At 68.2% G+C, this 25933-nt stretch carries 28 protein-coding genes and 4 pseudogenes; 16 read left to right on the plus strand and 16 right to left on the minus strand.

Translation table 11 applies throughout. The features are described 5' to 3' along the window. Window positions 1-121 precede the first annotated feature (121 nt). A pseudogene (locus AC061S_RS40685) lies at window positions 122-427 on the minus strand (hypothetical protein); the annotation flags it as partial. 519 nt (window positions 428-946) lie between these two features. Beyond that, window positions 947-1162 (minus strand): hypothetical protein, encoded by a 216-nt coding sequence (locus AC061S_RS40690; protein ID WP_478690905.1) that lies wholly within the window; start codon window positions 1160-1162, stop codon window positions 947-949. Between the two features lie 503 nt (window positions 1163-1665). On the opposite strand from AC061S_RS40690, the gene AC061S_RS40695 reads away from it, so the two are divergent. Then, the gene (locus tag AC061S_RS40695; RefSeq protein ID WP_478690906.1) at window positions 1666-2223 is read left to right on the plus strand and encodes a hypothetical protein; all 558 of its coding nucleotides are present in this window, start codon (window positions 1666-1668) and stop codon (window positions 2221-2223) included. Between the two features lie 186 nt (window positions 2224-2409). Here the strand turns inward: AC061S_RS40695 and AC061S_RS40700 are convergent, their stop codons facing one another. Further along, window positions 2410-2850 (minus strand): DM13 domain-containing protein, encoded by a 441-nt coding sequence (locus AC061S_RS40700; protein WP_478690928.1) that lies wholly within the window; start codon window positions 2848-2850, stop codon window positions 2410-2412. 305 nt (window positions 2851-3155) lie between these two features. Between AC061S_RS40700 and AC061S_RS40705 the strand changes: the two genes are divergently transcribed. Next, entirely contained in the window at window positions 3156-3530 is a 375-nt protein-coding gene (locus AC061S_RS40705; RefSeq protein ID WP_478690907.1) for a VOC family protein, read from the plus strand. Between the two features lie 22 nt (window positions 3531-3552). Here the strand turns inward: AC061S_RS40705 and AC061S_RS40710 are convergent, their stop codons facing one another. The 4 genes from AC061S_RS40710 to AC061S_RS40725 all read right to left on the minus strand — a co-directional run bounded on the left by AC061S_RS40710 (window position 3553) and on the right by AC061S_RS40725 (window position 6281). Continuing rightward, complete coding sequence (locus AC061S_RS40710; RefSeq protein WP_478690908.1) at window positions 3553-4023, minus strand: nuclear transport factor 2 family protein; 471 nt, start codon at window positions 4021-4023, stop codon at window positions 3553-3555. Window positions 4024-4127: 104 nt separating this feature from the next. Next, window positions 4128-4835, minus strand: a complete 708-nt coding sequence (locus tag AC061S_RS40715; protein ID WP_478690909.1) for a hypothetical protein — start codon at window positions 4833-4835, stop codon at window positions 4128-4130. Window positions 4836-4941: 106 nt separating this feature from the next. Beyond that, window positions 4942-5565 (minus strand): TIGR04282 family arsenosugar biosynthesis glycosyltransferase, encoded by a 624-nt coding sequence (locus tag AC061S_RS40720; RefSeq protein ID WP_478690929.1) that lies wholly within the window; start codon window positions 5563-5565, stop codon window positions 4942-4944. Window positions 5566-5570: 5 nt separating this feature from the next. Beyond that, the gene (locus AC061S_RS40725) at window positions 5571-6281 is read right to left on the minus strand and encodes a glycosyltransferase family 2 protein (RefSeq protein WP_478690910.1); all 711 of its coding nucleotides are present in this window, start codon (window positions 6279-6281) and stop codon (window positions 5571-5573) included. A 479-nt stretch (window positions 6282-6760) separates the two neighbouring features. Here AC061S_RS40725 and AC061S_RS40730 point away from each other — a divergent pair, with 479 nt between their 5' ends. The 3 genes from AC061S_RS40730 to AC061S_RS40740 all read left to right on the plus strand — a co-directional run bounded on the left by AC061S_RS40730 (window position 6761) and on the right by AC061S_RS40740 (window position 9323). Next, window positions 6761-7003 carry a hypothetical protein gene (locus tag AC061S_RS40730; protein ID WP_478690911.1) on the plus strand — a complete coding sequence of 81 codons (243 nt, stop codon included), beginning with the start codon at window positions 6761-6763 and terminating at the stop codon, window positions 7001-7003. Window positions 7004-7611: 608 nt separating this feature from the next. Further along, window positions 7612-8811: a molybdopterin-dependent oxidoreductase gene (locus tag AC061S_RS40735; protein ID WP_478690912.1), complete on the plus strand. Its 1200-nt coding sequence runs from the start codon at window positions 7612-7614 to the stop codon at window positions 8809-8811. Continuing rightward, window positions 8808-9323 carry a hypothetical protein gene (locus AC061S_RS40740; protein ID WP_478690913.1) on the plus strand — a complete coding sequence of 172 codons (516 nt, stop codon included), beginning with the start codon at window positions 8808-8810 and terminating at the stop codon, window positions 9321-9323. The genes AC061S_RS40735 and AC061S_RS40740 overlap by 4 nt, the downstream gene beginning before the upstream one ends. On the opposite strand, the gene AC061S_RS40745 is transcribed toward AC061S_RS40740, so the two are convergent. From AC061S_RS40745 to AC061S_RS40760, 4 genes are all read right to left on the minus strand, one after another. Further along, a complete protein-coding gene (locus tag AC061S_RS40745; RefSeq protein WP_478690914.1) occupies window positions 9293-9706 on the minus strand; it encodes a hypothetical protein in 414 nt (137 codons plus the stop codon). The two genes, AC061S_RS40740 and AC061S_RS40745, sit on opposite strands and share 31 nt — an antisense overlap. Window positions 9707-9761: 55 nt before the next feature. Continuing rightward, window positions 9762-9965 (minus strand): hypothetical protein, encoded by a 204-nt coding sequence (locus AC061S_RS40750; RefSeq protein WP_478690915.1) that lies wholly within the window; start codon window positions 9963-9965, stop codon window positions 9762-9764. 247 nt (window positions 9966-10212) lie between these two features. Continuing rightward, window positions 10213-11085 carry a DUF4394 domain-containing protein gene (locus AC061S_RS40755; RefSeq protein ID WP_478690916.1) on the minus strand — a complete coding sequence of 291 codons (873 nt, stop codon included), beginning with the start codon at window positions 11083-11085 and terminating at the stop codon, window positions 10213-10215. Between the two features lie 178 nt (window positions 11086-11263). Then, entirely contained in the window at window positions 11264-11605 is a 342-nt protein-coding gene (locus AC061S_RS40760; RefSeq protein ID WP_478690917.1) for an STAS domain-containing protein, read from the minus strand. 554 nt (window positions 11606-12159) lie between these two features. Here AC061S_RS40760 and AC061S_RS40765 point away from each other — a divergent pair. The 4 genes and pseudogenes from AC061S_RS40765 to AC061S_RS40780 all read left to right on the plus strand — a co-directional run. Continuing rightward, a complete protein-coding gene (locus AC061S_RS40765) occupies window positions 12160-12468 on the plus strand; it encodes a transposase (protein WP_478690918.1) in 309 nt (102 codons plus the stop codon). Further along, window positions 12465-13175, plus strand: a complete 711-nt coding sequence (locus AC061S_RS40770; RefSeq protein WP_478690919.1) for an IS3 family transposase — start codon at window positions 12465-12467, stop codon at window positions 13173-13175. The genes AC061S_RS40765 and AC061S_RS40770 overlap by 4 nt, the downstream gene beginning before the upstream one ends. Then, on the plus strand, window positions 13126-14544 hold the full coding sequence (locus AC061S_RS40775; protein WP_478690930.1) for an IS30 family transposase: 1419 nt from the start codon (window positions 13126-13128) through the stop codon (window positions 14542-14544). Before AC061S_RS40770 ends, AC061S_RS40775 begins: the two co-directional genes overlap by 50 nt. Before the next feature lie 109 nt (window positions 14545-14653). Then, window positions 14654-14992 (plus strand): annotated as a pseudogene (locus AC061S_RS40780) (IS3 family transposase); the annotation flags it as partial. Here AC061S_RS40780 and AC061S_RS40785 read toward each other — a convergent pair. Next, a pseudogene (locus tag AC061S_RS40785) lies at window positions 14917-15274 on the minus strand (IS6 family transposase); the annotation flags it as partial. The pseudogenes AC061S_RS40780 and AC061S_RS40785 overlap by 76 nt on opposite strands. Window positions 15275-15817: 543 nt before the next feature. On the opposite strand from AC061S_RS40785, the gene AC061S_RS40790 reads away from it, so the two are divergent. Further along, the gene (locus AC061S_RS40790; RefSeq protein ID WP_478690920.1) at window positions 15818-16093 is read left to right on the plus strand and encodes a hypothetical protein; all 276 of its coding nucleotides are present in this window, start codon (window positions 15818-15820) and stop codon (window positions 16091-16093) included. An 11-nt stretch (window positions 16094-16104) separates the two neighbouring features. Continuing rightward, a complete protein-coding gene (locus AC061S_RS40795; protein ID WP_478690921.1) occupies window positions 16105-16413 on the plus strand; it encodes a hypothetical protein in 309 nt (102 codons plus the stop codon). Window positions 16414-16649: 236 nt separating this feature from the next. On the opposite strand, the gene AC061S_RS40800 is transcribed toward AC061S_RS40795, so the two are convergent. Beyond that, entirely contained in the window at window positions 16650-16898 is a 249-nt protein-coding gene (locus tag AC061S_RS40800; protein ID WP_478690931.1) for an Lsr2 family DNA-binding protein, read from the minus strand. A 343-nt stretch (window positions 16899-17241) separates the two neighbouring features. On the opposite strand from AC061S_RS40800, the gene AC061S_RS40805 reads away from it, so the two are divergent. After that, a complete protein-coding gene (locus AC061S_RS40805; RefSeq protein ID WP_478690922.1) occupies window positions 17242-17583 on the plus strand; it encodes a hypothetical protein in 342 nt (113 codons plus the stop codon). A gap of 81 nt (window positions 17584-17664) precedes the next feature. Here AC061S_RS40805 and AC061S_RS40810 read toward each other — a convergent pair whose 3' ends face one another. Next, entirely contained in the window at window positions 17665-19335 is a 1671-nt protein-coding gene (locus AC061S_RS40810; protein WP_478690923.1) for an ISL3 family transposase, read from the minus strand. A gap of 131 nt (window positions 19336-19466) precedes the next feature. Between AC061S_RS40810 and AC061S_RS40815 the strand changes: the two genes are divergently transcribed. Further along, on the plus strand, window positions 19467-20696 hold the full coding sequence (locus tag AC061S_RS40815) for an RNA-guided endonuclease InsQ/TnpB family protein (RefSeq protein WP_478690932.1): 1230 nt from the start codon (window positions 19467-19469) through the stop codon (window positions 20694-20696). Here AC061S_RS40815 and AC061S_RS40820 read toward each other — a convergent pair. Further along, complete coding sequence (locus AC061S_RS40820) at window positions 20693-22048, minus strand: DEAD/DEAH box helicase family protein (protein WP_478690924.1); 1356 nt, start codon at window positions 22046-22048, stop codon at window positions 20693-20695. The two genes, AC061S_RS40815 and AC061S_RS40820, sit on opposite strands and share 4 nt — an antisense overlap. A gap of 36 nt (window positions 22049-22084) precedes the next feature. Continuing rightward, window positions 22085-22252, minus strand: a pseudogene (locus tag AC061S_RS40825) (TOTE conflict system archaeo-eukaryotic primase domain-containing protein); the annotation flags it as partial. Between the two features lie 159 nt (window positions 22253-22411). On the opposite strand from AC061S_RS40825, the gene AC061S_RS40830 reads away from it, so the two are divergent. Genes AC061S_RS40830 through AC061S_RS40840 form a run of 3 tightly spaced genes read left to right on the plus strand, consistent with a single transcriptional unit; the run spans window position 22412 to window position 25832 of the window. Continuing rightward, window positions 22412-23869, plus strand: coding sequence for an integrase (locus AC061S_RS40830; RefSeq protein WP_478690925.1), 1458 nt, complete (start codon window positions 22412-22414; stop codon window positions 23867-23869). Beyond that, a complete protein-coding gene (locus AC061S_RS40835; protein WP_478690926.1) occupies window positions 23866-25596 on the plus strand; it encodes a hypothetical protein in 1731 nt (576 codons plus the stop codon). Before AC061S_RS40830 ends, AC061S_RS40835 begins: the two co-directional genes overlap by 4 nt. Continuing rightward, window positions 25596-25832 carry a hypothetical protein gene (locus AC061S_RS40840; RefSeq protein ID WP_478690927.1) on the plus strand — a complete coding sequence of 79 codons (237 nt, stop codon included), beginning with the start codon at window positions 25596-25598 and terminating at the stop codon, window positions 25830-25832. The genes AC061S_RS40835 and AC061S_RS40840 overlap by 1 nt, the downstream gene beginning before the upstream one ends. Window positions 25833-25933 lie beyond the last annotated feature (101 nt).

Below are 25933 nucleotides of genomic sequence, written 5' to 3' on the forward strand. Positions count from 1 at the left end.
TGCACCACTGCGCCGCTTGACGAACAGAATGTCCAACTGCATGCCCGACAGGGCGTGGAACGGGTGGGTCACCGTCAAGGAACCCAAGGACTGCCTGGACGCTGCGGCACTATGCCGTGTCCGTCGGCAGGCCGAGCGGGCGTAACTTGTTTCCGCTCTTCTTCGGAATGTAAATCCTGCGTGCCGGGTTGAATCTGTATCGCTCGTGACGCATCGCATCAATGATGCGGTTGATTTTTCCCAGCGACATGCCGTCCGCGGTTTCCCCATTGACCCCGGGCGTCAGTGCTCCTTGGTTGGAGTAGATCCGCCCGTAGGCCATCAGATACAGGTGCGGGTTAAACAGTTGTCGATACAGCTCGTCACACGGCAGGCCACGCCCGCCGCGTTCACGGAGGACATTCAGTACCGTTTCGGCGTTCTGCATTACGCATACCTCCCGGGCTTCGAATATCCGATCACCTGGCCCCCTTCGCCCTGTGGACGGCTTTCCCGTCCCCCTTGGCAGGTCGCTACTCCTGCGACTACTACGGGGCCTCCGTCGCCGTAGAGCTCGCGCTCCTTAGGCGATCCCATGTTCGTCCTTGTTGTACGTACTAGCGCGACTTAGGCGCCCCACTCATCTCCTTGAATCCCCTCACTGGGGATCGCTCCGACTCCGGAGGTTGAGTCGACCACGCGTACATGTCGACTCAGGAGCCGGCACCGGTTTCAGGCGTCTTTCCGGTGGATGCAACCTTTCATCCGCTGGAGATTAGGGTTCAGGCAATCCAGCTTTCGCCATATCGCGCGGGTCCCTCAACGCGCCGCCACATACGCCTGATCGCGGCCGTTGATTTATCTGGCATGCTACGGTCCCCATCACCTTTCAGATCCGGGTAAGCCATCAGACCCAGGAATGTTCCTCCAATTCCTCCCGGCTCGACCGGGGATACAACAAGGCGCCTCATGGCGCACATGCGTTGGTCACCAGCTCGCTGACCACCAGCTCCACCAGGCCCATCGCACGGTCCGACACCGGGAGCCCGTGAACGGCCTGCACCTCGATCATGAAACGACGGGCACAATGCCGGGCCGCGGCGATCGGCTCGCTGCCGTCCAAGGCCAAAGCGGACAGATTCGGGCGGCTGACCAGCGGCTCATATTCGACTTCGTGCACCATGGAGTTACACCGCCACCTTCGTCCTGAGCAGCACGGATACTAACCCTGTACCCCCGAACCGGCACCGCACGCAGTCCCGAACCCGGAAGGTCCGATCGTCTCCTCACTCCAGACGAACCCGCCCGAGACGATTCGACCGACCTGCGACTGGCCGAGGCCACCGGATCTGGCAGGCCGACGCCCTGACCCTGTTCGAGGAGCAGGCGGAGAAGCGGGGCCAGCTCCCAGACCTCAGCCCATAGAGGCGCCGGAAGCTCCAGACCCTGAACGAGCAGCTGGCTGAGCTGCGGGAGCTGAACAAGAAGGTGCTCGCGCTCGCCGAGGACTTGGCGAAGGGCAGCATCGACCGGTGATGGCCGCCTCCGACACGGAGCTGGGCCTGGCGGACCTGCTCGGGGGCCGGCCGTGAGGTGCCGAACTTCTCCTGCCACTGGCTCGCTGGGCAGGTTATGACCGCACGCCGCCCCGCCGCCCAGCTTCCGTCCGATCCCACGCTGTTGAGCGTGAGGTACGAGCACTCCCATCTCGCCCGCTCCGACGACTACCAGGACACGCTGGAGGAGTGGACGGTGTCCGTCACGGAGTGGGACGAGGGAGACGAGGACGGGCCCCGGGCCGGGGAACTGTCGCTGTTCAGGCTCCGGTCCTTCACCGGATACAGCCGCACCATGGCCGCCGACGAGCGCTCTGGCGAGCTGCTGAGCATCGCCGAGGCGGTCTTCGACGGGAGGGACGAGTACAACGCCGCGTTCGAGCGGGCCGTCGACATGCCGGTGGGGGATCTTCTGATCCTGGACCGGGTATGGCTCGACAAGGCGTACCGCGGGTTCGGCCTCGGCCCGATCTTTGCGATGGAGGCGGTGTGGCAGCTGGTGGGCCGCTGCTGCGCGGTTGCCGTGGAGCCGGGGGTGAGTGAATGGCCGGACGGAGACCCGTCGCTGGTCACTGATGCCGAGAACGATTCGGCCACGGCCAAGATCGCGGCGCTGTGGGAGAGCAGCCAGCGCCGCAAGGAAATCGCCGCGCTCGGCCAGGAGTACCGGACCGCCACGCGGCGGTAGTCGGTAGGCGGGCGGGGCCGCCGGTCCCTGTCAGGTCTGGCGGGGGAAGAGCACGAGGAGCCGGGCGCGCTGGTTGGCGCCGAGCGCGCCTGACCAACTATGTGACCTGCGCCTGGTGAAACCTCGCCGCGCCATGCGGCCAGCGGCCCGCCGACCATACGTCGGCGGACCGCTGCCTTTCCTCTTTCAGGCCGTGGCGAGTGCCGCGGCGCCGAAGGAGACGTTGAAGCGGTCGCACCAGATGCTCACGCTCGTGTACTGGGAGAGGTCCACATCGGCGGGGAGAACGTAATTCTGGTCGCCCTTGTTGCCCTTGAGCTTGCCCAGGCTGACGTACTTGCCGCGCACGATCTTCACCGAGCCCGTCGTGGTGTGCTCATGACTGATCAACTGCCCCGCAGAGACAGTCCGGGGCCCAGGCGGCGCCAACGGCGACGCCGAACTCTCACCGGACGGGGTCGGCACAGGCGACGCGGTCGCTGCTGTGGAGGGCAGGGCCTCTCGCACCGTCTCGTCCTGCCACAACTTCCAGGGCTGAATCAGGTACATGCCCACGCCGATCACAGCGACCGCAACCACCGTGACCCCGAGAACAACCGGCCTGCTCGACATCCATCCACGCGCCATAAAAAATGCCTCCCGCAGCATCAGATTCCCGCCCGACATTAGACGGCATGCATCACCGGTGTGAGCCTTGACCCAGACTCCGGACCCCAGCGCGGACACGAGGGAGCGAGTGCCAGGACTAAGGAGTGATTATCGCCGGTTGCGGCCGGGCTTGGGGGCGGGACGAAAGTCAGCTGTGCGGGCGACACGCAGCACCGCCATTGGCTGCGTCCGCCGGTCACGTACGGCAGCCTGGTAGGTAAGCACCATTCACTACGAGCCGAGCCGCTCGGAGCGGTCTCGGCTCCCCGCCCTGAGGAGCCGGCATGGCGATCGAAGGGGTTTCCCCCTACCTGCGGTACGAGGACGCGGACGCGGCTCTCGACTGGATGGAACGGGTCCTCGGCTTTACCGACGCGATCCGCTGGCGCGACGATTCAGGGCGAACGGTCGAGGCTGACATCCATGCGGGTGAGACGAAGTTCGGGGTCAGCGGCGGGGGGAGCGACGAAGGCAAGAATGCCCTGTTCATCGTGCACGTGGACGACGTCGACGCGCATTTCGAGCTGGTCCGGGCCGCATCCGGCATGGAGCTGGACGCTCCGGTGGACCAGCCGTACGGGCCGCGGACCTTCACGGTCACCGACCCCTGGGGGTATCAGTGGAGCTTCTGGCAGGGCGAGGCCACACCACCCCAGTGATCGCCGGTACGCCCCTTCGGTTTCACTGGTCGGTCGTCGACGACGGACCCGCCGAGTCCGGTGCCGCCGACGTGATGTGGCTCAGCAGGCACAGCCAGCGGCCGTCCCGCTTCACGAACACATCCGAGGTCCACTCGTCGGCGTCGAACCGTTGGCCCCCGTAATGGGCGGTGTTGGTCATCCGCACGCTGAAGACCGCGGTGGCGCCGTGCACCCGAACCCGGGGCCTGCTGACGAGGTCCATCGCAGAGTGGGTCAGATGCCCGGAGGCGACGAACGCGAGGAACTCGTCCTTGGAGGCGATGCCGGACTCCGAGACGATGGCCCAGTCGTCGGTCATGAAGCTCGCGATCCGCGCCGCATCGTTGGAAACGATCGCCGCGGCCCAGGCCTCCGCGACGGCGGTGAGATCCGCGTGGACCGCGGCGTCGACACCGTCCTGAGCCGCCTCCTCCGCTGCCCCGGTCGTTTTTCCGCTGTGGTTCTCGGCCATGTCTCGATGCTAGGCCCTGTCCGGGCCCGCCAGCCTGCGGAGCAGCGCCCTGACCCTCGGCGCGCGGTGTGCGAGGTCCGGGGGAAGTGTCGTTTGGCTGCCCGTCACCTGGACGGCTGGCCGCCGCCAATGGCGTGGATCCGCCGGGCGCGCCGCAGCGCCCATCCGGCGAGTACCGCGACCGCGGCCACCGCATAGGCGGTGGTCGCCACCGTGGTCCAGTCGCCGAGCGCCCGGCCCGTGACGTAGTTAGCGGCTCCCGCCAACGCGATGCCCAGCCACTCCCAGCGGCCGTCGAGGGCGACCAGGGCAACGAGCAGCAACGCATACCAGGAGTAACCCGGCGTCAACAGAAGGAACGCCGTTCCCGTCACCAGCAGGCCGCCGCTCCAGGGGAAGAGCCAGCCGTCGCGCAGCCCGGCCAGTTGCGGGGCTGTGGGCGCGTGGTCGTACGGGGAGATGCCGGCCGCCTGGACCCGGCCGTCCCAGGCGTAGCGGTAGGAGTCGGTGCTGGTGCGCGGGGGAGCGGCCAGCCCGGTGGCGGTCACCGCGATGCCGCCGGCCAGCAGCAGCACCACGACGTGCCGGACGGGAACCTTCCGCAGCGACCACACCGCGGGCGCGAACAACAGCCAGCACACCCCATACCGCCTGGACAGCCCGGCCGGATCGGAGTGGTATCCGTCCTTGCGGACGGTCAGGACGAGGGCAGCGGTCAGGGCGGTCAGCAGGAGAGCGGTACGGACGGTGGGAGGGTTGATCACGGGTTCGCGGCTGCCGTGCTGCTTGATCGGCCTGCTCGGCGACTGCACCGTTCCCTCGTGGGGCAGGCGGAGTTGTCGGCCCCTGGCGAGCGAGGAGGAGCGTATCGGCGTACCCCTGCGCGTGCCGGACCGGGGCGGGGTGGGATGTCGGCGGTCATTGCGGACTGGCCGGTGTCAAGGAGGCCAGGGTGGAGGCGAAAAGGGTGTGCGGGGCCTCGGCGGCCACCGCCAGCGCGTCGGCGGCCGTGTCGACATCGCGCAGCACCTGCAGTTCGCGCACCGTCAGACCGGCGTCGGTCAGCCGCCGCCGTTGCCGGGTTCCGGTATCGGGCACGTCCATCGGCACGCCTCGCAGGAGTGCTGGATCGGGTTCGGCGAGTCCCAGTGCCCAGAAGCCGCCGTCGACGGCCGGGCCGATCCAGGCGTCGCAGTCCCGCCAGGCGTCCTCGGCCAGTGCGGGCGCGAGGTTGGCGGGGGTGACGTGCGGGGTGTCCATGCCGATCAGGACGGCGGGACCGGTACAGAGGCCGAAGGCGGCGGCCAGCCGTTCGTCCAGCCGGCCTTGCCCCTGTGGTGCGACCTCGATGCCGGGAGGCAGCCAGGGGCCGGGCGCGCCTTCGAGGACCAGCAGACGCCGCTGTACGGGGGCCGCGAGCATGGCGTGCAGGGAATCGGTGAGCATCGCCTCGGCCAGGAGGGCCGCCTCCTGGGGCGTGTAGGGCGGAGTGAGCCGGGTCTTGACCCGTCCGGGCAGCGGTTCCTTGGCGAGGATGAGCATCGTGGTCACCGCGCACCCGCCCCACCGGATGCGAGGGCCGTCAGCGGTGGCTCCGTGAGCACCGCGCGCATGTCGTGCACCGCCTGCCAGGTACCGCGCCAGGTCCCGGTGACCTTCGACCGCCCTGCCCGCGGAAGGTAGGGGGCGTCGAGTTCGCTGACACGCCAGCCCGCGTCGGCGGCGCGTACGACCATCTGGAGGGGGTAGCCGCTGCGCCGGTCGGTGAGGCCGAGGCCGAGGAGCGGCTCACGCCGTGCGGCGCGCATGGGCCCCAGATCGTGCAGCCGCAGTCCGGTGCGCCGGCGCACCATCCGGGACAGGGCCAGGTTCCCGACCCGAGCGTGAACCGGCCAGGCTCCGTGCCCCTGCGGTCGGCGGCGCCCCAGCACCAGATCGGACTTCCCGCCGGCCACCTCCCGTACGAAGGCGGGAAGCAGCCCGGGATCCAGGGAGGCGTCGCAGTCGCAGAAGCAGACGAACTCGGCCTCCGCCGCGAGCAACCCCGCCTGGCAGGCGGCGCCGAACCCACGTTCCGGCTGGTAAACGACCGTGGCACCGTGCGCGGAGGCGATCGCTCCGGAACCGTCGCTGGAGCCGTTGTCGACGACGATCGCGCGCCAGGTGGGCGGGATTCGCTTCAGCACCCAGGGCAGGGCGCGGGCTTCATCCAGGCACGGCAAGACGACGTCCACCGTCGTCGCATCCGGGTCGGTCACCCCCTCACCGTACTAACCCAAACCGCGCAGCCAGGTCTTTCTGGTCAGTTCGGGATCACCGGGGTGTGTGTCCGGCGATCCTGCTCACGGCATCGGACCAGTCGACCGGCAGAGCACTGCGGGGCACAGTCCACGTGACGAACACCGGATCGCGCAGCCGGAGCCACCGAGGTCGCTGAACCTGTTCAAGGCCGCAAGATGCCGGTCCACTGGTGCGGGGCTAGGCTGAAAAGAGTGAGCGCCGTACCCGCGGGATGCGCCTCAAGCAGCTTAAGGATGCTGCCTGGGACGAGGCGTCACCCGCCGTCTGTCGGCTTCGGGGGAAGAGTGTGGATTCGGCTGGCGCACGGGCAGCCCGTGAAATCTTGGTGCGGCGAAGCAACCACTCCGCCCGGCACGATCCCGACCTCTGCTGTGGCGGTCAGTACCTCCCGCCTCCTTGTGGTACGTGGGAGGCGTAGGGCAAAGGGGTATCGCTCATGCAGGCTCAGAGAGCAAAGCGTCTCTTCGTTCTCGGCGCGGCCGGCCTCCTCATGGCAGGCGGCGCCGCCCTCGGCACCGCGGGCACGGCCTCGGCCGCAGCCCCGACTCACTCCGTGAGCTACGTCGCCGGCGGCGGCTGTGGCGACGGATACGGCGGCGGCGGGTATCACCACAGCGGCTGGGACGACGACGATGACTACGGCTACGGAGGGCACGGCGGATACGGCCACGACTGGTAGGTGAACCCAATGGCCGCACGTACACGATGTGCGGCCGGTCCAGACACGCTGTGGGCTGGTGCTCCTGGCAAGGAGTACCAGCCCGCATCATGCTCGCAGAGGATTTCCCGTACCGGCGCCTTGACCCACGCCCCTAGGCGCACACGTCTCGCCCCCTGCGATCGGGGTGGACGGGTACTGGGCCATCCGGCTTCCCCCCTCACGCGTGGCGGTGTGTCACGCCGTGGTGCCGGCCTGCGGTGCGGCAAGCTCCCCGGCAAGTGCGCGGTCGTTGCCCGGCGGAGGCAGGGGATCAAATGAAAGCCGATCACCCCGGCGAAGGCGACCGGGAGGACCGGGAACCCACAAGGCCAGCCGGTTCGGGCCGAGCTGGCGTACCCGACAGCTCCTCAGGTGACTCGCCGTTGCGGCCTTCGGGTGCCGTCTCGGCGCGTGCTGGAGCATCCCAGCACGATGAGGGGGGATCTCATCGCGTGGGCAGAGTGTCCTCGTCGGGCTTGCGCGGCCGGCTGGACCGGCTGCGATCGGCTGTTGCGTCAGGCCCGCCCCCGGGTCCGGCTCGGCCGGAGTTCTGGCGTAGTCCTCTGCGTGGGCCGTGGCTGACGGCCGTGTTCGGTCTGATTCTGCTGTTCGGCGTGAGCATCCTGTTCGTGACCGGTCTGTTGTCCTACGCCGCCTACAACCCCGATGTCTCGACCGTCAACGACCAGACCCCGAACAAGGGGCTGTTGGGCTTCTACCTGTTCACGTGGCCGACCTCACCGTACTGGGGCTATCGCCTGAACCAGGGTGTGCACGTCATCCTGGGGATCGTCCTCATCCCCGTTCTGCTGGCCAAGCTGTGGTCGGTGATTCCCAAGCTCTTCGAGTGGCCGCCCGTGCGTTCGGTCAGCCACGCACTCGAGCGGCTCTCACTGCTGTTGCTGGTGGGCGGCGCCGGATTCGAGTTCGTCACCGGCATCCTCAACGTCCAGCTCCACTACATCTTCCCCGGCTCCTTCTACGTCCTGCACTTCTACGGTGCGTGGGTGTTCATCGGCGCGTTCGTTGTCCACGTCACTTTCCGTCTGCGACGTGCTGTCGTCGCGGTGGTGAAAGGCCCGCGCGCCGAACAGCATCCGCCGCTGCCTGCCGGTGAGGTACGCGCCGTGGAGGGGATGGGCCTCATCTCCCCCCGGCCGGCAGCGCCGACGATTTCACGGCGTGGCGCCGTCTGGATGGTCGGCGCCGGGTCAGCGGCGCTGCTCGTGGTCACGATGGGGCAGAGCATCGGCGGCTGGTGGCGCAAGACCGCGCTGCTGGCCCCCCAAGGACAGAGTCCCGGCAGCGGGCCGAACGGTTTCCAGATCAACAAGACCGCTGCCTCGGTCGGAATCCGGGCCAGCGACATCGGCCCGGCCTGGCGGCTGACCGTCCGCGGCGCCGGCCGGCAGACTGTGCTCACCAAGGACGCCCTGTACGCACTGCCACGGCATGAGGCGGCCCTGCCCATCGCCTGTGTCGAGGGCTGGTCGACGACCGACCAGCAGTGGAACGGCGTCCGACTCGCCGACCTCGCCGCCCTGGTCGGCTTCACCGGGGATCTGCCCGAGGTACTGGTCGAGTCGGTCCAGCGCGGCGGATCCTTCAGCCGCGTCGTCCTGGCCGCCAACCAGGTCCGCGATGCCCGGTCCCTTCTCGCGGTCGAAGTCAACGGGGCGGTCCTCTCCCACGATCACGGATACCCCGCGCGGATCATCGTCCCCAACGCCCCCGGCGTCCACAACACCAAGTGGGTCACCCGTCTCACCTTCGGAGAGCAGGCATGAAACGCCGGCTCGCCCGCTACGGCGCCTCCCCCCTCCACCTCCTGCTGACCCTCGCCTCCTTCGCCCTCGCCCTCTACGCCGGGGTTCGCCTTCTGAACGGCGACACCCTCGGTGTCGCCATCTGGTTCGTCGGTGCCGCACTGCTCCACGACCTGGTGCTGCTGCCCGCGTACTCGGTCGCCGACCAGGTCCTGCAGCGCGCCTTCCGAGGACGCCACGGCCAGGGCCCCGGGGTCCCGTCGTCGGTAAGCGTCAACTACGTCCGGGTACCGGCATTCGTTGCGGGCATGCTGCTGCTCGCGTGGTGGCCGCTCATCCTGGGACAGGTTCCCAACTTCACGGCCTCGACGGCTCTGCCTGACGATGTGTTCCTGGGGCGCTGGCTGCTGATCACAGCAGGCTTGTTCACGGCCTCCGGGCTGTGCCTGCTGATCCGGATCCAGCGGGCTTCACAGCAGACGCGGCGGGCCGCCCGGGAGCGTCAGCAGGCGGAACGCAGGGCGAAGAAGTGACGGTTCCCGCTGGTGGTCCACTGCTCATCCACCCGCCACCGGGCCGCTTTCGCATGCCGGGCCAGCGCGTCCCGGCCGACGGTTGCCCAGGGGAAAACTCCGTTCAGAACGCGGTGGCCGCCGTGGAGGCGTACCAGGTGACGGTGGTCGACGTCTTCAGCGGACGCTTCCACCAGGGCAACCCCGTGGCCCCGTACCAGGGTGTTGACCCGCTGCAGGAGCCTGACCGGGTCGCCGCCGATACCGATGTTCCCGTCCAGGAGCAGCGCCGTGCCCCACTCGCCCTCTGAGGGAAGCGTGTCGAACACCGACCGGCACAACGCCGGCCCCCCGCGGCCCGTTGTGACATCCACCGCAGGAAGGGAGATGTCGATGCCGAGCACCTGGTGTCCCCGGCCGGTGAGGGCCTCGACGAGCCTGCCCGGCCCGCACCCGATGTCAGCAGCGGCGTACGACGCTCATGTCGCAGGAGTCCGCGGGTGCCCGCCAGCGGCAGATGTCCAGCGGCAATACCCATCCGGTGCTGTCACACAGGGACACTTCTCCGTGCCCCGTTGCCAGGGCCCGCGTGTAGCCGGGGCTGTTCCAGTTCTCCACCGCACCGTCGGGTACGACACGGCCGGCTTCCGCGTCAGCTGCCACAGACGTTCTCTCCACAGGGCTGAGCCAGACGCCCGGGCAGCTGGCAACGTGATGTCGGGGGATCACCAGGCCCCACGATCCGACCGCGATGGACCGCCGTCCAGCCACGAGCGCCATCCGGAGCAACCCCGCCCCGTGTCTCCCGTCGACAGCAGCTGGGAACACGGGGCCTGGTGCCTGGCCAAAGCAGCCGAGGTGCGGTGGGGCCGCCCCCAAGCGGCCCCACCGGGAAGTCGGCTGCGGGGTATCACTGCTGGTTCAGCGGCAGGGCGATGTCGGTGACCTGCTGCCCCTTGGGGAACATGCCCCGGCTGCCGGCCTGCCCGTTGAGCAGGTTGATCTCGTACAGGCCATAGCCGCTGCCAGCATCGATGGCGGCGAAGCCCTTGTTCGTGCCGTTCTTGGCGTTGTAGTAGATGTCCAATCCGGCGTCCAGGGCAGCGTTGACGCCGAGGTTGCCGGTGGGGGCGAGGGTGCCCGCGTTGGCAGGGGACTGCAGCGAGATCCGGTCCGCCATCGTGTCCAGGTCGAACAGCGTGGTGGCCGTGGCGGCATCCAGGTCGTTGTTCGTGTAGGCAGCGCCGGTGACACCCATCGCGGTCGAGGGCGGGGTGGTGGGGTTGGTCAGCATGCCGTCGACGATGGTGGGGGCGACGTTGTCGTCGACGTTGTGGCGCAGGTTCTGCCCCGTGTCCGAGATGACCCGCAGACGGTTCGCGGCCGGGTTGAAGTCGACCCCGAACCGCATCCCCGACAGGGCCACGGTCAGCTGGGAGACCTTCATCGCCTTCGCGTTGTCGGTGTTCAGGGTGTAGATACCGCCCTTGTCACCGACTCCGTACAGCATCTCGTTCTGGACCCGGAAGTCGATCCCGACGAGCTTGGTGTCACCCATCAGGCCGGACACCTTGCCCAGCGCCCAGGTCTTCGACGGCTTCTCCACATCGAACTCCACCAGCCGCTGGTCGGAGGTGAGCCCGATCGCGGCAAGCCCGTGCCGCTCCATGGCCGGGCGCGGGTCCTGCGGGGTGTCTGTGTCGGAACCCGCCGCCAGGGCGGGGGCCGCGCAGACAGCGGCGAGGACGGCGGAGAAAACGATGACAGTGCTGCGAGTACGCATGATCACCTTTCACAGACGGGTGGGCTTGTGACCCCGACCAGGGTGGGGTCAGGGTCCGCGCGTACTTCGGAGCCAACCCGCACCCGGACGTGACCGTGACGAAGACTCCACTCCAACGGCGCAAGGCAGACAACGACATCTGCTGATCAGTCCCATTCACGCTCGGGGACCAAGATCCTCAGCTAGGCCGTACCCGCCCACTGGGAGTACGGGGGCTGAAGGCGCCATCGGTGTGGAAGACGCTCAGCAGCCGCTCCAGGCAGTGCGGCACCCCGTGGAGCCGCAGCTCGGTGCCGTGTGTCTTGGCCAGCCGGGCAGCGGACAGAAGCGCACTCATCCCGATGCAGTCGCAGAACGTCAGACGCGCAAGATCCACCCGGGTGTGCGCGTACACGGCGACGGCCTGGTGGAGGGCGGCTCTCAGATCCGGGGCGGTGGCCACGTCCAGCTCGCCGGCGACAGTCACCTCACAGCTGCCGGGCCCGCAGTGTCGGACCTCGACCTGGAATGTGTCGTACACCGTCCCTCCTCAGCGGGCCACTGTGTCTGTAATTCCAGGAAACGCCGCATATGGCGAGGATGTCCAGGGGCTGCGAAACCACGGGATCGACCCCGTAGTCGTGTAAAAGTACGAATCTGTTTGGCTTGGTGCGGCCGCTGGAGAGGGGGCGCGACGCATCGTGACGGACGTGTGCCGTCGGCGGCCTGCGTGGCCGATGCCGCACAGGTCTGCACCTCGCATCATCCGGCGGGCGCCGACATCACATGGCGAGTGTGCATTATCTTCCCGCGCAGCCGGCCGGGCGGTCCTGAAGGCTGGCCCTGATGGCGCAGGGCTCGTCGCTCCAATGGCGTCACTTCCAGCCTTGAAGGCGGTGACAAGGCGTGATTGCCTGGGCGCTCGGGCACTCTTGCGGCAGGCGGTACGGGCAAAGCTCCTCCGTCGTCGGGCTGTGGCAGCGGCAGCTGCCTCTTCTCCTGCCACAGCCCGACCACCGCGCGGTGTGAGGTTCCCCCGGGATGCGGAGGGTGGTGACAGTGGGTCAGATGGGACTCATGAGAGGAACCCAGACGATGCCTGCACCGAGAAAATTCCCGCTGGAGTTGCGTGAGCGTGCGGTACGGATGTACCGCACCGCCGACCCGAAGCCGCAGATCAAGAAGCTGGGCGCCGATCTCGGGGTGCATCCCGAGGCCCTGCGTACCTGGATTCGGCAGGCCGAGGCGGACGTCGGCGAGCGTGACGACCGGCCCACCACCGCCGAGCGCGAGGAACTCGCGGCCCTGCGCAAAGAGAACGCCCAGCTCAAGCGGGCGAACGAGATCCTGCGGACCGCCTCGGCCTTTTCCGCCGCACAGCTCGACCCGACCCGGCCCAGGTGACGGCGCTCTTTACCGAGCACCCGCACCTGGAGGTCGAGCCCACTCTCCGGGAACTGCACATCGCCTCCTCCACCCACTACCGCTGGCGCCACGCCGAGAAGGAGCCCTGCGAACAGCGACGGCAGGAAGCGGAGCTGACCGAGCAGATCACCCGGATCCACACCGAATCCGGCGGGATCTACGGCTCCCCACGCGTCCACGCCGTCCTCAAACGCGAGGGCGTCCACGTCGGCCGCAAGCGCGTCGAGCGATTGATGCGCGAGGCCGATCTCGCGGGCATCAGCCCGCGCCGCACAGGCTTCACGCGCCGGGACCCGAAGGCCACCATGGCCCCGGACCTGGTCGAGCGCGACTTCACCGCCCCCGCGCCGAACCGGTTGTGGGTCACCGACCTGACGATGATCTCGACCAGCGAGGGGCCGCTGTGGCTCTCCGCGATCCCCGACGCGTTCTCCCGCCGGGTGGTCGCCTGGGAGACCTCCGCCCGCGCGGACGCCGACTTGGTCCTCTCCTCCCTGGAGTACGCACTGGCCAGCCGCCAGATCGAGCCCGGCCGGCTCATCCACCACGCCGACCACAGCTGCCAAGGCGGATTCAATTGGTCGTCGCAACACCCTGATCTCGGAGGTGTGCGGCGTGGCTACGGCGGAATGGAGTTTGAAGACCAGCGATGTTCCGGAGGGGAGGCGTCGACAGTGGCGTGCTGACCGTGCGTTGCGGCCGGCTATGCGTTCGCCGGGGCGGCCTGATCCCTCTCGGGTCGTGCAGCGCCAGTTTTGGCGGCTGATCGCCACGGGGGTCACGACGGTGGAGGCGTCGCTGGCGGTCGGCGTGTCATGGCCGGTGGGCGCGAGGTGGTTTCGTCACGCTGGCGGCATGCCTCCGATCACGTTGGCCGAGCCCTCGGGCCGCTACCTGACGTTCGAGGAGCGCGAGGAGATCGCGATCCTCAGGGCGACGGACAAGGGCGTGCGCGAGATCGCCCGCGCTCTGGGGCGTGACCCGGGGACGATCTCTCGGGAACTGCGCCGCAACGCCGCCACGCGCGCCGGCAAGCAGGAGTACCGCGCGACGGTCGCGCAGTGGAAGGCCCAGCAGGCGGCCAAACGTCCGAAGAGCGCGAAGCTCCTGGGCAACGACCCGTTGCGTGAGTACGTGCAGGAGCGGCTGGCCGGGAACGTCCGCCGGCCTGACGGGACAGTCGTCGCGGGGCCGCAGGCACCTGAGTGGAAAGGGCTGAACAAGCCGCACCGGCAGGACAGACGATGGGCGATGGCATGGAGCCCGGAACAGATCTCGCACCGGCTCCCTGTCGACTTCCCCGAGGATGAGTCCATGCGTATCAGTCATGAGGCGATCTACCAGGCACTGTTCATCGAGGGCCGTGGCGCGCTCAAGCGGGAACTGGTCACGTGCCTGCGCACTGGCCGGGCGCTGCGGGCTCCCCGAGCGCGGTCGCAGAACAAGCCGCAGGGGCATGTCACCGCGGACGTCGTCCTCAGCGAACGCCCCGCCGAGGCCGGGGACCGTGCGGCCCCGGGACACTGGGAGGGCGACTTGATCATCGGGACGGGCCGCTCCGCGATCGGCACGCTCGTCGAGCGCAGCAGCCGCTCCACGCTCCTGGTGCACCTGCCCCGGCTCGAGGGCTGGGGCGAGAATCCGCCCGTGAAGAGCGGCCCCTCGCTCGGGGGCTACGGCGCGATCGCGATGAACACGGCACTCACCACGTCGATGACGCAGTTGCCCGAGCAGCTGCGCAAGACCCTCACCTGGGACCGGGGGAAGGAACTCTCCGGTCATGCCCAGTTCGCTCTCGACACCGGGACGAAAGTGTTCTTCGCCGATCCGCACTCGCCCTGGCAGCGACCGACGAACGAGAACACGAACGGGCTACTGCGCCAGTACTTCCCCAAGGGAACCGACCTGGCCAGATGGTCTGCCGAGGACCTCGAGGCCATCGCCCTGGCGATCAACAATCGACCCCGCAAAGTTCTCGGCTGGAAGACTCCCGCCGAGGTCTTCGGTGAGCAGCTACTCTCGATCCAAGAAGCCGGTGTTGCAACGACTGGTTGAACTCGCCCAATACACGTCTGTGAAGCTCACGACACGCCTGGTCAGAGCGGGGATCGAGGCGTCCATGGGCTCAGTCGGCGACAGTTACGACAACGCTCTCGCCGAGAATCTCTGGATGATCATCAAGACCGAATGCGTCCGTGGTCGCGTCTTCGCCACCCGGGCCGAGGCCAACCTCGCGCTCTTCGAGTACATCGACGGCTTCTACAACAGCCGACGCATCCAGAAGCGGCTCGGCTACCTCAGCCCCATCGAGTTCGAGGAGCGGCACTACACCAACCGAGCGAACCGAACAAGCGAACCTCAATACCCGTCACCCCGCCCTGAACAGCTGATCAGCACCACCCGCACGCCGGGGGAACCTCAGGTGAACGCGGACAGGAACCGTTGTGCCCCGCCTGGGCTGCGGAAGCCTTTCATCGCGTGTTCACGCTGGCGGGTGGGCTGATGTGAGTTCCGCCCGGTTGTTCAGGCCCTCGTGGGAACGGTGTTCCACCGAGGGCATCACCTCACGGTGCGCGGCACCGTAGGAGCGGAGTTTGTCCGTCACGATCACCCTTGGCACCTGCCCGGTGGCGGTGAGGAGCCGGCGGAAGAAGCGCCTGGCCGCCTCCTTGTCGCGACGGTTCTGGACGAGGATGTCGAGTACGTCGCCGTCGGCGTCGACGGCCCGCCACAGGTACTTCTGCGGGCCGTTGATCTTGATGAAGACCTCGTCCAGGTGCCACTTAGGGCCTGCCGCGAATCAACACGCTGGTTTGATCTTCTGGGGGCTGGTGATGCCTTTCCTGTCGGTGTAGCGGTAGAGGTCTTCGAGGGTTCGTGGCCGGGTTCGGGCTGGTGGGATGGCGGTTCCGTCTTCGTTCAGGAGTCGGCGGAGGTCGCGCATGCGGCGGCCGCGTACCCGCTGGACGGTGCAGCAGTGGTGTTCATGTTCCCAGGCCGGGACCCGGACCCTGGCCGGCCGCCGCTGCTCGCCTGGGGCGCCTGCGGGTTCTTCCAGGGGAGAACCGCGCCAGCGTCTGCGTGACCTCGTGCCTGGCCCGATCGCTTGCCCGGAATACTGTGGGGCGCGTATATGGTGGCAGCGTAGTAGTTTCGAGCTACGGCACTCCGAACGATCAGATTTTGGTCGATCCGCTGCGCTGCCCCAGGTGGATAGGCTTGCGGCACCCAGCGAGGAGACGACGATATGAGTGCACAGCCGGTCCATGACGGACCACGGCAGTCGGGGATCCCTCCCATGCCGGAGCGAACCCCCAGAGCCCTGCGTATGGCGATCGCGGAGCACGCGCCGAAGCTTCTCGTCGAGTTCGACCGACATTGGCGGCGCGATATCGCCGATGCCTACGACCTGGTGCCGGTTCCTGCCTTCTTGGCCCGTTGGTGGGGCGAGTACGCGCTGGCACGCGACTCCCGGCTTGAGGCCGAGGTGCACGCTCTTGAGGACGCGGCCGGCGAGGAGCCGGACTACGCCCGGGCCAAGGAGATGATCGAAGAGGCCGGACGGCTTAGGCGATCGGCAGCCAAGGCGGAACCCGGGCAGTGAGGGGCGAATTCATGGGTCCGCCATGGCAGGCCGACTGGTCGAAGGAAGCCGAAGAGACTCGGGATACTCTCCCCGCGGATGGCCGCGAGGCGCTCCTGGCCGCACGTGCCGAACTCGTCACCACGAAGGACCCGTACTTCCGGGGGATCGACAGCGACCTTGATCTTCCGTCGAGCATGAACGTGGAACCGGTGCAGTCCACCCGGCCCGGCGGGATGCACGTTTTATACTTCGGCCGTGGGCGGGGGTGGCTGCGCTACCACTTCACTCCTCGTTCCCCCGATCCGCAGATCGTGATCGACGAGGTGTTCTGGCAGTAGCCGCGGCAGCACAGCCGACCCCGTTCCCGAGACTTGGGGGCGCGGGGCGCTGTGCCCGGAGTACGGCTGTTGGCGGCCCAGCTCGTAGACGGATGGACCCTCTTCGTGGGGTGCTGCGCCGTGTCCCGGTTCGCTTGCTGCTACCCGTCGTCCTCCCTTCCATGAACCGTTCGTCGGCTCCGCCCTGGTTGCGGGTCCGCCGCGGCAGCGCATCGGCCGGCGCCCTCCCCTCCCTATCACGGCGGAGACTGAGGTTGCGCGGCATGCCAGGCTGTCCAGAGCTCGGCGCGCAGTCGGCCACGGTCGGGGACGTTGTGGCCTTGGTCCCGGGCCCAGGCGCGGACTTCCGAGACGCTTGGCCGCCCTGCCGGCCCGGCCTGAACCGGGGCGGCCTGGGCGGGCGGGCTGTCCGAGGTGGCTCGTGTTGGTGCGGTCCTGAGGGTGAAGCCCTTGCGTTCCAGAACACGCCGCCGGTAGTGGTGCATGCTCTCCAGCCGGGAGACCTCAGAGTCAACGTAGTCGTGGACCTCCACGTCCGCCTTCCCCGTCGCCAGTTCACCGGATCTCTCCCCGGATGCCCCGGGCTTCAGCCCGGGGAGGAATGGGTCCTTGGGGCGGAGCCGCGTAGCGGCGGAGTCCGTTGCACATCTGCTCTGACCTGCGTGTGGACGCTCACGTAATTCGGCTCTGTCGGGGATCTTGTGATGTCGCAGGGTCACGGGGCGAGGAGTACGCGTTGGCGTAGGAGGTCAAGGTCTGGCTCGTAGGACCGAGTCCCGGCGGGCCAGGCCGGCGAGGATGTCGGTCCGGGATGAGAGCGTTTCCCCTATGGCCGACACAGACGAAGCAGAAACCGACGTTGAGCATGCCGTCATCGCTCACTACCGACTGGCCGACGCCGGCCTCGGTGATCCAAGCCAACGGGAGGCCGTCCGCCAGGCTCAGTCCCTGCTGACCGAGGCGATCGAGCAAGCCGACGTCGGCGAGTTCGACGGAAACGAGTACGGAGGCGGCGAGGTCGTCCTCTACGCGTACGGACCGGACGCCGACGCACTCTTCGCTGTCATGGCCCCCATCCTGAACGACCTGCCGTTCCGGCCGGCGCACGTCGTCCTGCGCTATGGCTCCGTCGATGACCCATCGGCTGCGGAGCATCGCGTCGACCTCTGACGAAGCGAGTCACCAGCTCCCAGCTAGACGGGCCCCTGGGGCAAAATCGGGCTCTGCCAGGGATCGTGTGATGTCGCCGGGTTATGGGCCGAGGAGTACGCGTTGGCGTAGGAGGTCGAGGTTGGCTCGGCCGTAGGCCATGCGCTTGATGAGTTTGACGCGGGTGACGTGGCCCTCGACCTGGCCGGAGCTCCACGGTGTTGAGAGACCTGCAGTGACGGCGTCGAAGTCGCGTCGCAGGCCGCTGACCAGCGAGTGGAGGGCTGGGAGGTCGTCAGCAAGGACTCGCTCCATCCAATCGGGAAGTTGGTCTCCGCGGAGGTGGTGGAGCATTTCGGCGAAGTCGTGGACGTGTCGTGCGGCGGCGTCGAGGTGAGGGCAGGCCGTACGGATCTCCTTCAGTTCCGCGGCGTCGGCGGCCGCGAGGTGCTGGGGGTTCGTCATGATCCAGCGGACGACGCGTCGCGTCTTGGGCGTCGGCCTGGGCCGCGGCCGGGAGACCGGCTGCTGCTTCCGTCCTGGTTGTCGGGGAGGCCTGAAGGCGCGGAAGTAACGGCGGAGGCACTGGACGCTCCCGGTGAATCCGCGCTCGCGCAGTTCCCGGTGAAGCTGGGGAATGTCGCGGCAGCCCTCCAGCCAGCGGGCGTGGAGGTGGGGTTTGTGCTCGTCCAGCACGGACAGCCTTCCGGTGGCTTTAGCCAGGAGTTCGTCGAGGCTGGCGGCGCGGGCGAAGCGGCGGACGGTGGAGTGGTCCAGCCGCAGTGTCCGGCCGATTGCCGCCAGGGACTTTCCCTCGGCCAGCAGTGCCTGGACCGCTGCGTATCTCTCGGTGGTGCGGGCCACCAGGCGCCGGGGTTGGCCGCTGACGTCGAGCGTGCCGTCCGGTGGGACGAACGGCACGGCCACCGGCCTGGACGGCTCCGGCGTGACCAGGTCCCTCGCGGTCGCCTCCGCCATGACCGGGGTCGCCGCGAACGCGGCCTGGATGCACCCGTGGTGGGATCCGACCGTTCTTTCCACCGCATCCGCGAGGTTCCGCCACAGATGCCAGGCGTCGGCGACCTGCATCGCCTGCGGGGCACCGGTTCGGGCTCCTTCCGCGTAGGCGCCGGCCCGGTCCCGGCAGATCACCTCCACTTCCGGGTGGCGGCGAAGCCATGCGGCCAGCGGCGCAGCGTCCCGGCCGGGCAAGACATCGACCGGGCGGCGGGCTTCCAAGTCAACGAGAATCGTCGCGTAGGAGTCGCCCTTGCGCAGAGCGAAGTCGTCCACTCCCAGGAATCTGACGGCGCCAACTGATGGCTGCGGAACCGAGCGGAGCAGGTCCAGCAGCGCGTCCTTGGCGATTCGGATCCCGAGGGCGGCGGCAAGGCGGGCGCCGGGGCGGCCTGCCAGGCACAGAGCGATCGAGGCGAGCATCGACCGCAGCACCTGCGTCTGCCGGGCATGCGGTCTGGTCAGCCCCTCGATCTGCTCGGCGAACGTCACGGCCTGGCATCGGCTGCTCAGGCACTTGAACCGGCGCACGGTCAGCTCGATCACCACAGGGCTGCCGGCCACGGGCGCGTCGCCGAGCCGGCGGACGTACCGGCCGTGCACCCGCAACGACGGCATACCGCACCCCGGGCATCTCACCGGCAACGTCTGGCACCCCGCGCGAAGCGTGATGACCCCGGCCGTTCGCTTGATCGATTCGATGACAACACCGGACAGATGCGGCAACAACCGCCCCAACACCCCTGAACCGCACACCCGGAGACTGCCCAGCTCAGCCCTGCGACATCACAAGATCCCCGACAGAGCCGAAAAACATGAACGCTCACACTGCGCTCTCTTTCGTTGTCAGTGGGGGTGGTTAGGTTGGGGGCATGCTGGCTGCAGCGATGGAGGATGGGGATTCCGGGCATGCCCGGTACACCTTCCGGCTTCGTGTGTCGTCTACCGCGCTTGCCCGGCTTGAGGCGGAGTGGGCGCGGTGCCGGTGGGTGTGGAACGAGTGCGTGGCGATGTCCCGCAAGGTCCACGCGCACAACAAGACGGCCGGCGAGAAGGTGACGTGTGGTCCGTCGCAGCTCGACAAGCTACTGACCGGGGCCCGATGCTCGATGGCGTGGCTGCGTGAGGGCAGCAGCGTTGCGCAGCAGCAGATCATCCGCGACTTCGCCACGTCCCGGGCGAAGGCGCTCAAGGACATCAAGGCCCGGCTGCCGATGCGGCAGCGCGCCGGGATGCCGAAGTACAAGAAGAAGCACATGACGGACCCCACGCTCAACTACACGCGGCGTGGTTTCCGGTTGAAGGACGGGCGTCTCTACCTCGCCGGTGGCGTCGCCGTGACTGTGGTGTGGTCGCGGGTTCTGCCCGGGCCTCCGTCGTCGGTGCGTGTCTACCGCGACAGCCTCGGCCACTGGTACGCAAGCTTCGTCGCCCCTGCGACCGCCGAGCCACTGCCCGCCACCGGCTCGGTGATCGGTATCGACTGGGGGGTGAGGGAGATCGCGACCACCACGTCCGACGACCACGACCTGCCCCACGCCCAGTACGGCCAGAAGGCCGCCGGCCGCCTCGCGCACTACCAGCGGATGATGGCCCGCCGCCGCGCACCCAGGGGCAAGGCCCAGTCGAGGGGCTACCGTCAGGCGCGGCGGCAGTCCGCGAAGGTGCAGAAGAAGATCGCCCGGCAGCGTCAGGACACCGCCCGCAAGTGGGCCAAGAAGGTGGTCCGCGATCATGAGGCGCTCGCCGTCGAGGACTTCAAGGTGAAGTTCCTCGCCAAGTCCACCATGGCCCGCAAAGCGGCCGACGCCGCGATCGGCGCAACGAAGGCGGCCCTGATCGAGATGGGCCGCAAGCACGGTCGTGCCGTGCACCTTGTCCACCCCGCGCACACCACCATGGACTGCGCGCAGTGCGGAGCGAGAACCAAGCACGCACTACCTCTCTCGGAACGAACCTACTCGTGCACCGTGTGCGGAGCCGTGTCCCCCAGGGACAAGAACTCCGCACACGTGATGCTCGTCCGGGCTGGTCTCAACCCGGTTGGTGCTGATCGTGCAAGAGCTGACGGACCGCCGGTCCACAGCCGACGTGAGCCAGGAATCCCCGCCCTCTAGGGAGGGGAGGATTCAAGCATGACCCGGCCGACCTGCTGGATGCTCTTGCCCTTGAACTTGAACGGGCTGACGAGGAAGAGGGCATCGAGCCGAGGGGCGTCAAATCCCTCGCCGGCCACTTTGTCGATGGCCAGGAGGACGAGCGGTGTGCCGTCGTCGGTGTCCAGCGCGGTGCGGACCACGCTGCGCTCCGCCGACGCGAGGCCACCGTGCAGCAGCATCGGGGTGACGCCGCGGGCGCGGAGGGCTTCGTCCAGGCGATGGAGATGTTCGATGCGGTTGCTCAAAGCGAGGCTGTGGCGCCCGCGCCGCGCGGCGTCGGCGATGTCAGAAGCGATCAGGGCGTTGCGGTCCGGGTCGGTGGCGAGTTCTCCGTACAGGGCCTGGAAGGAGACACCGTCGCTGCCGACCTCGTTGGTGGTGAAGTCGGTTCGGTGCACGATCAGGTGCTTGACGAAGGTGGTCTGGTCGGGGATCTCGTGGCGGATCGGGCCGCACTGCATGGTGATGACCGCGTCCATCTGGTCCGCCCGGTAGGGCGTCGCCGACAGCCCTCGCCACAGCCGCACCGGCACGTCGTTGACCGCGGCGGCAGCCGACGGCGCGCCGATTGTGTGGCACTCGTCGACGATGACCAGTCCGTAGGCGTCCAGGAGTCCGGCGAGGGCGTTGCGATGGGACAGGCTCTGCAGCATGAACAGGTCCACGACACCACCGCGGCGGTCCTTGCTGCCGCCCAGTGACCCGACGGCTTGCCCGTCGCCGAGCTCGAGGAAGGTATCCAGGCGCTGGCGCCACTGGGCGAGCAGCTCGGCCTTGTTCACGATGATCGCGGCAGGCTGTCCGACTTCGGCGATCATCGCGCAGGCCAGGACCGTTTTGCCGGTGCCGGGCGGGGCGACCAGCACTCCGGTCGGGTGGCCCCGCAGCGCGGCGAGTGCCTCATTTTGAACGGGTGTCAGCACTCCAGTGAAGATTGCGGAGATCGGCTCTTGGATGGGCAGTTCATCGGTGACCTGGAGTGTCCCGTGGGCGGAGGCGACCAGCGCCGCCGTTTCATCGCGCAGGCCCCGGGGCAGCCGCAGCCACATCGGGTCGATCGCATCGAAGCAGGTCACGAACCGGGGTGTGCCGAACGTCGAGTAGCGCAGGGCCTGCTTCTTGTAGAAGGCCGGGTTGTGGAGGCTCGCCAGGTGCTTGAGCGCCGCAAGTAGCGGCGCGGGCAGACCTGCCGTGGCCACTGACAGCATGGCCCCGAGCCTGGCCTCGACGGTCTCGGGTGCCTTGCCCAGGGCCCCGCGTCGTGGTTTGGGCGGCAGGGCAGCGGTCGTGGGGGCCGGGCCGATCTCCACCGGGCCGAGATCCTCGACCAGACACTCGACCTCTGCGGGGGTAAGACGCCGGATCTGGGAGAGGTAGGCGAACTGGTCCGCGAAGGGCTCCCATGTCGCCGGGTCGAGGAAGAGCGTGGTGCCGCGCTGGCGTCGCAGACCGTTCAGCGGCAGCGCGATCAGGTTTCCGAAACTGGCGTCCCCTTGGGCCTTCGTCGGCAGCAGGTCCTGGGCGTTCCGTGATACTTGAGCGTGTTCAAGGGGTCAGGGAGGCGTGCAGTGAGTGGCTGGCGGTTGGTGTTCGTGCGGGACCCAGAGCAGTGGGGGCCGGAGCCAGAGGAAGGAGTTCTGGGTATCCAGGACTTGAAGGTGGCGGTTGGGCGGGTGGGTCTTCGCCCCGGCGATCCGGTGTTCGTTCGGCCTGATTTCCGCGTGGATCCGGATCTGCTGGATTTCGTGATATCCCGAGATTTCCGGAAGGCCCGGTCAACAAGGAAGAACTACGGGACTGATATCAGGTTGCTACTGGATTGGTTGTGGAGTCGAGGGCTGGCGTGGTGGCAGGCGGCCGAGGAGGACCTGGACGCTTATCGGGAATTCCGATGCTCGTCACCATTGAATCCGCGCCGGATCGGTGGGGATAAATGGGACCGTGAGGCCGCCGCGTTCACGCTGCTGTACAAGTGGGCGAAGGTGGACCCGCTGCCGATCGACGCGGGCCGGCGCGAGCACCGGGCGGCGAACGCCCGCCAGCGGAACGTGCACTGGTTGACGCCGCGGACCTGGCGGCTGTGGATGGACCTGGGGCTGCGGGGCCTGCAGGTGGACGGGTCGCGTCGGCACGGGTGGGACGGGCGGACCGAGCTGCGGAACACGGCGTTCGTGCAGCTGCAGCTGAGTTCGGGGCTGCGTCGGCAGGAGGGCAGTGGGCTGCTCACGTTCGAGCTGCCGGACCAGAAATTGGGGCGGGGCCTTTACCTGCACGGGACGGTGCCGTGGGCACTGACGAGGTCGAAGGCGAGTCGGGTGTTCTATGCGCGGGTGGATGCGCTGCAGCAGGTGACCGCGTACCGGGAGTCGGAGCGGGCGTGGGTGATTCGCCAGGCTCAGCGCAAGGGCCGCTACGACGCCCTGCCGATTCGGCTGGTCACCGAGTTGACGCGGGGCTCGAAGCCGGTGGTGAAGTGGGTGGACCGGGACGGGGTGGCCGGTCAGCGGGAGTTGGGGGCGCTGGACTGGGAGGAGCGGCAGTGGCTGTTCACCGAGGGGCCGGACGGGCCGGAGCCGCTGTGGCTATGGCTGACCGAGGAGGGCATGCCGATGCTGCCCGACCGGTGGAACGCCGTGTTCCGGCTGGCCAACCTGCGATGCGAGGAAGCGCTGCTGACCGCGCAGGAGCTCGAGGTGCCGCGGCACCTGCGAACCGCTGAGGCCCGCGGCCGGGTCCCCTATGCCACGCCCAAGATGACCAGGCACTCTTTCGCACTGCACATGCTGGTGGTGCTGAACGACCTGGTGGACCGGAAGTACGGGCTGTCGCCAGCGGAGCGGCGTGACTTCGCCACGTTGTACGGAGATCCGTGGTGGCTGGTGCGGGATTTGTTGGGCCACGTGGACGTCGAGACCACCAAGACCCACTACCTTTCGCCGGTCCAGCACCTACGACTGGAGTCGATTCTCGCGTTCGACGATCCGGACCAGAAGCCGGACGCCGCCGATACGGGCGGGTCGGAGGCGCGAGTGACGAGCCTGTTCGCGCGTCTGGCGAAGGAGACCTCGGGGATTCAGGACCTGGACGCTCTGATGGATCGGCACCCGTCGCCTGAGGAGGTGCCGGCGTGAGTCCCCGCGGCCGCAAGGCGGTGCTGCCGCCGGCGGCCTTCCAGGCCACCGCCCGTATCGACCCGACCGGCCTGCAGGTCACCGTGGTGAACAGCCGCGGGGTCGCGAAGGTCTTCGACTTCGCCGACTTGCTGGTGCCCGGGCCGATGCAGCTCTCCCTGGCCCGCGTGTTCGCTCGCCAGTCCGCGAACTGGAACTCCCACATCAGCGGGGACAACACCTGGAAGGCGCTGGAGGCGTTCGCCGCCTTTCTGAGGGACCAGGGCCAGCCCGCGATGGACTTGGACGAGGTGTCCGCGCCGCTGCTGAAACTCCTTCGGCAGAACTTCCAGCAGGCCGCTGGGACCAGCCAACACCTCGCCCATCTGCGGCGGCTGCTGAAGCGCGATCCACGGCTGAACCAGGGGCTGGCCGCCGAGGAGCTCGCCCGCCCGGTCAAGCTCTGGAAGTCGACCAGGAAGTCGATGGCCACGGACGAACACCAGAAGGTGAAGCTTGCAGCCCAGGCACAGTTCCGGTCGGCACTGCTCAGGATCCGCGAGAACACCGAGCACCTTGAGCGCTACCGTTCCGGCGAGCTGACCGACGGCAGTCGCGAGTGGAAGGTCGGACGGATCCTGGAGCACCTCGCCGCCACCGGCGACGTCCCCCGGGTGACCTGCCCAGGTGGCTCGGTCGTGGTGGCCGATCCCGGGTTGCTCGGTGGGGGGAGCCAACTGCACACCTGGGGCCGCCTGTTCCCGACCTGGTCCGAGGTGATCGCCCTGGCGGTGCTGATGACCAATCAGTGGAGCTGGAACCTGTCGATGTATGACCGGGTGCCGACCCCGGTGCGGACACCATCAGCCGGGGAGACCAGCACAATTACCTACCAGGTCCAGGTCGAGAAGCACCGCGCCGGCGTCGGGCGCTGGTGGGACACGGTCAACATCACCGACTCTGGCGCGGACTCCGACGGACGCTTGATCACACAGGCGCTGGAAGCCACCGCCCATGGCCGTGCCCTCGCTGCCCACCTGGCCCCGGGCACAGACCTGCTCATGGTTCACCGCGCCCACCAACGCGGCCGGGGGCACAAGGACGGGGACCGTCCCCCTCCGATATGGCCGCTCGGCTTCGGCATCACCCCGAGCGCTGCGGACACATGGCGGAGACGGCACGCCCTGCCGCGATCGCCGTTCCAGGGGCTGCGTCGCACTGTCGTCATCGACGAGGGCAAGCCGCTGCAGCACAAGCAGGGCACGCACGAGAGCACCTACGTCCTGCCCGACGAGCGGGTGCAGAAGGACTCGCGGAAGATCATCGCGGCCGGTGCGGAGGAAGCCCTTCAGCAGGCTCGCGATGTGACCTTCAAGGGGCAGCTGTCCGACGCCCCAGATCCCGGCCACGCGGAGACCGCCACCTCCGACTGCTCTGATTCCGAGACCGGCCCCTCGCCTATCCCCGGTGGTGGCTGCGGTGCTGGCTTCATGGCCTGCCTGGCCTGCGAGAACTCCCGAGTCCACGACGGCCACCACCCCCGCCTGGCCCTCTTGCGCCGGGGCCTCACGTCCCTCCAGGGCGCGCTGCCAGGCCAGCACTGGGTGGGCACCTGGGACACACCGATGCTCCGCCTGGAGAACCTTCGCGAGCGCGTCGGCCCCATCGCATTCGACGGCGCCCTGCGCAAGGCGACCGACCGCGACCGCATGATCGTTAACCACCTACTCAAGGGGGACCTCGCCTGATGACCAGCCCCGCCCTCATCGCTCTCGGCGACCCGTACGTGCTGCGGGCCCCGCGCCCCGACGACCTGGTGATCCAATCGCGCTGGATCAGTCCGACCAACACCCGGCCCAACAGCCGGGTCGGCGACGACGTCTGGTCACTTGGCCCGCTTATCGACCAGCCCGGCAAGAACATCAACCGGATCCACTGGAAGAAGAACTGCCCAGCTGAGAAGCCGTTGTCTTACCGGATGTGATCGTTGAGTTTCTGCTGGTCAGCATGGTTTCGGTCGGGTGAGGGATGCTCTCGACGTTCTGTTTCCGCTTGATCGTCGAGGGGTGTGCGGTGGCGTCGATG

The sequence above is a fragment of the Streptomyces sp. CA189 genome, assembly GCF_056428985.1.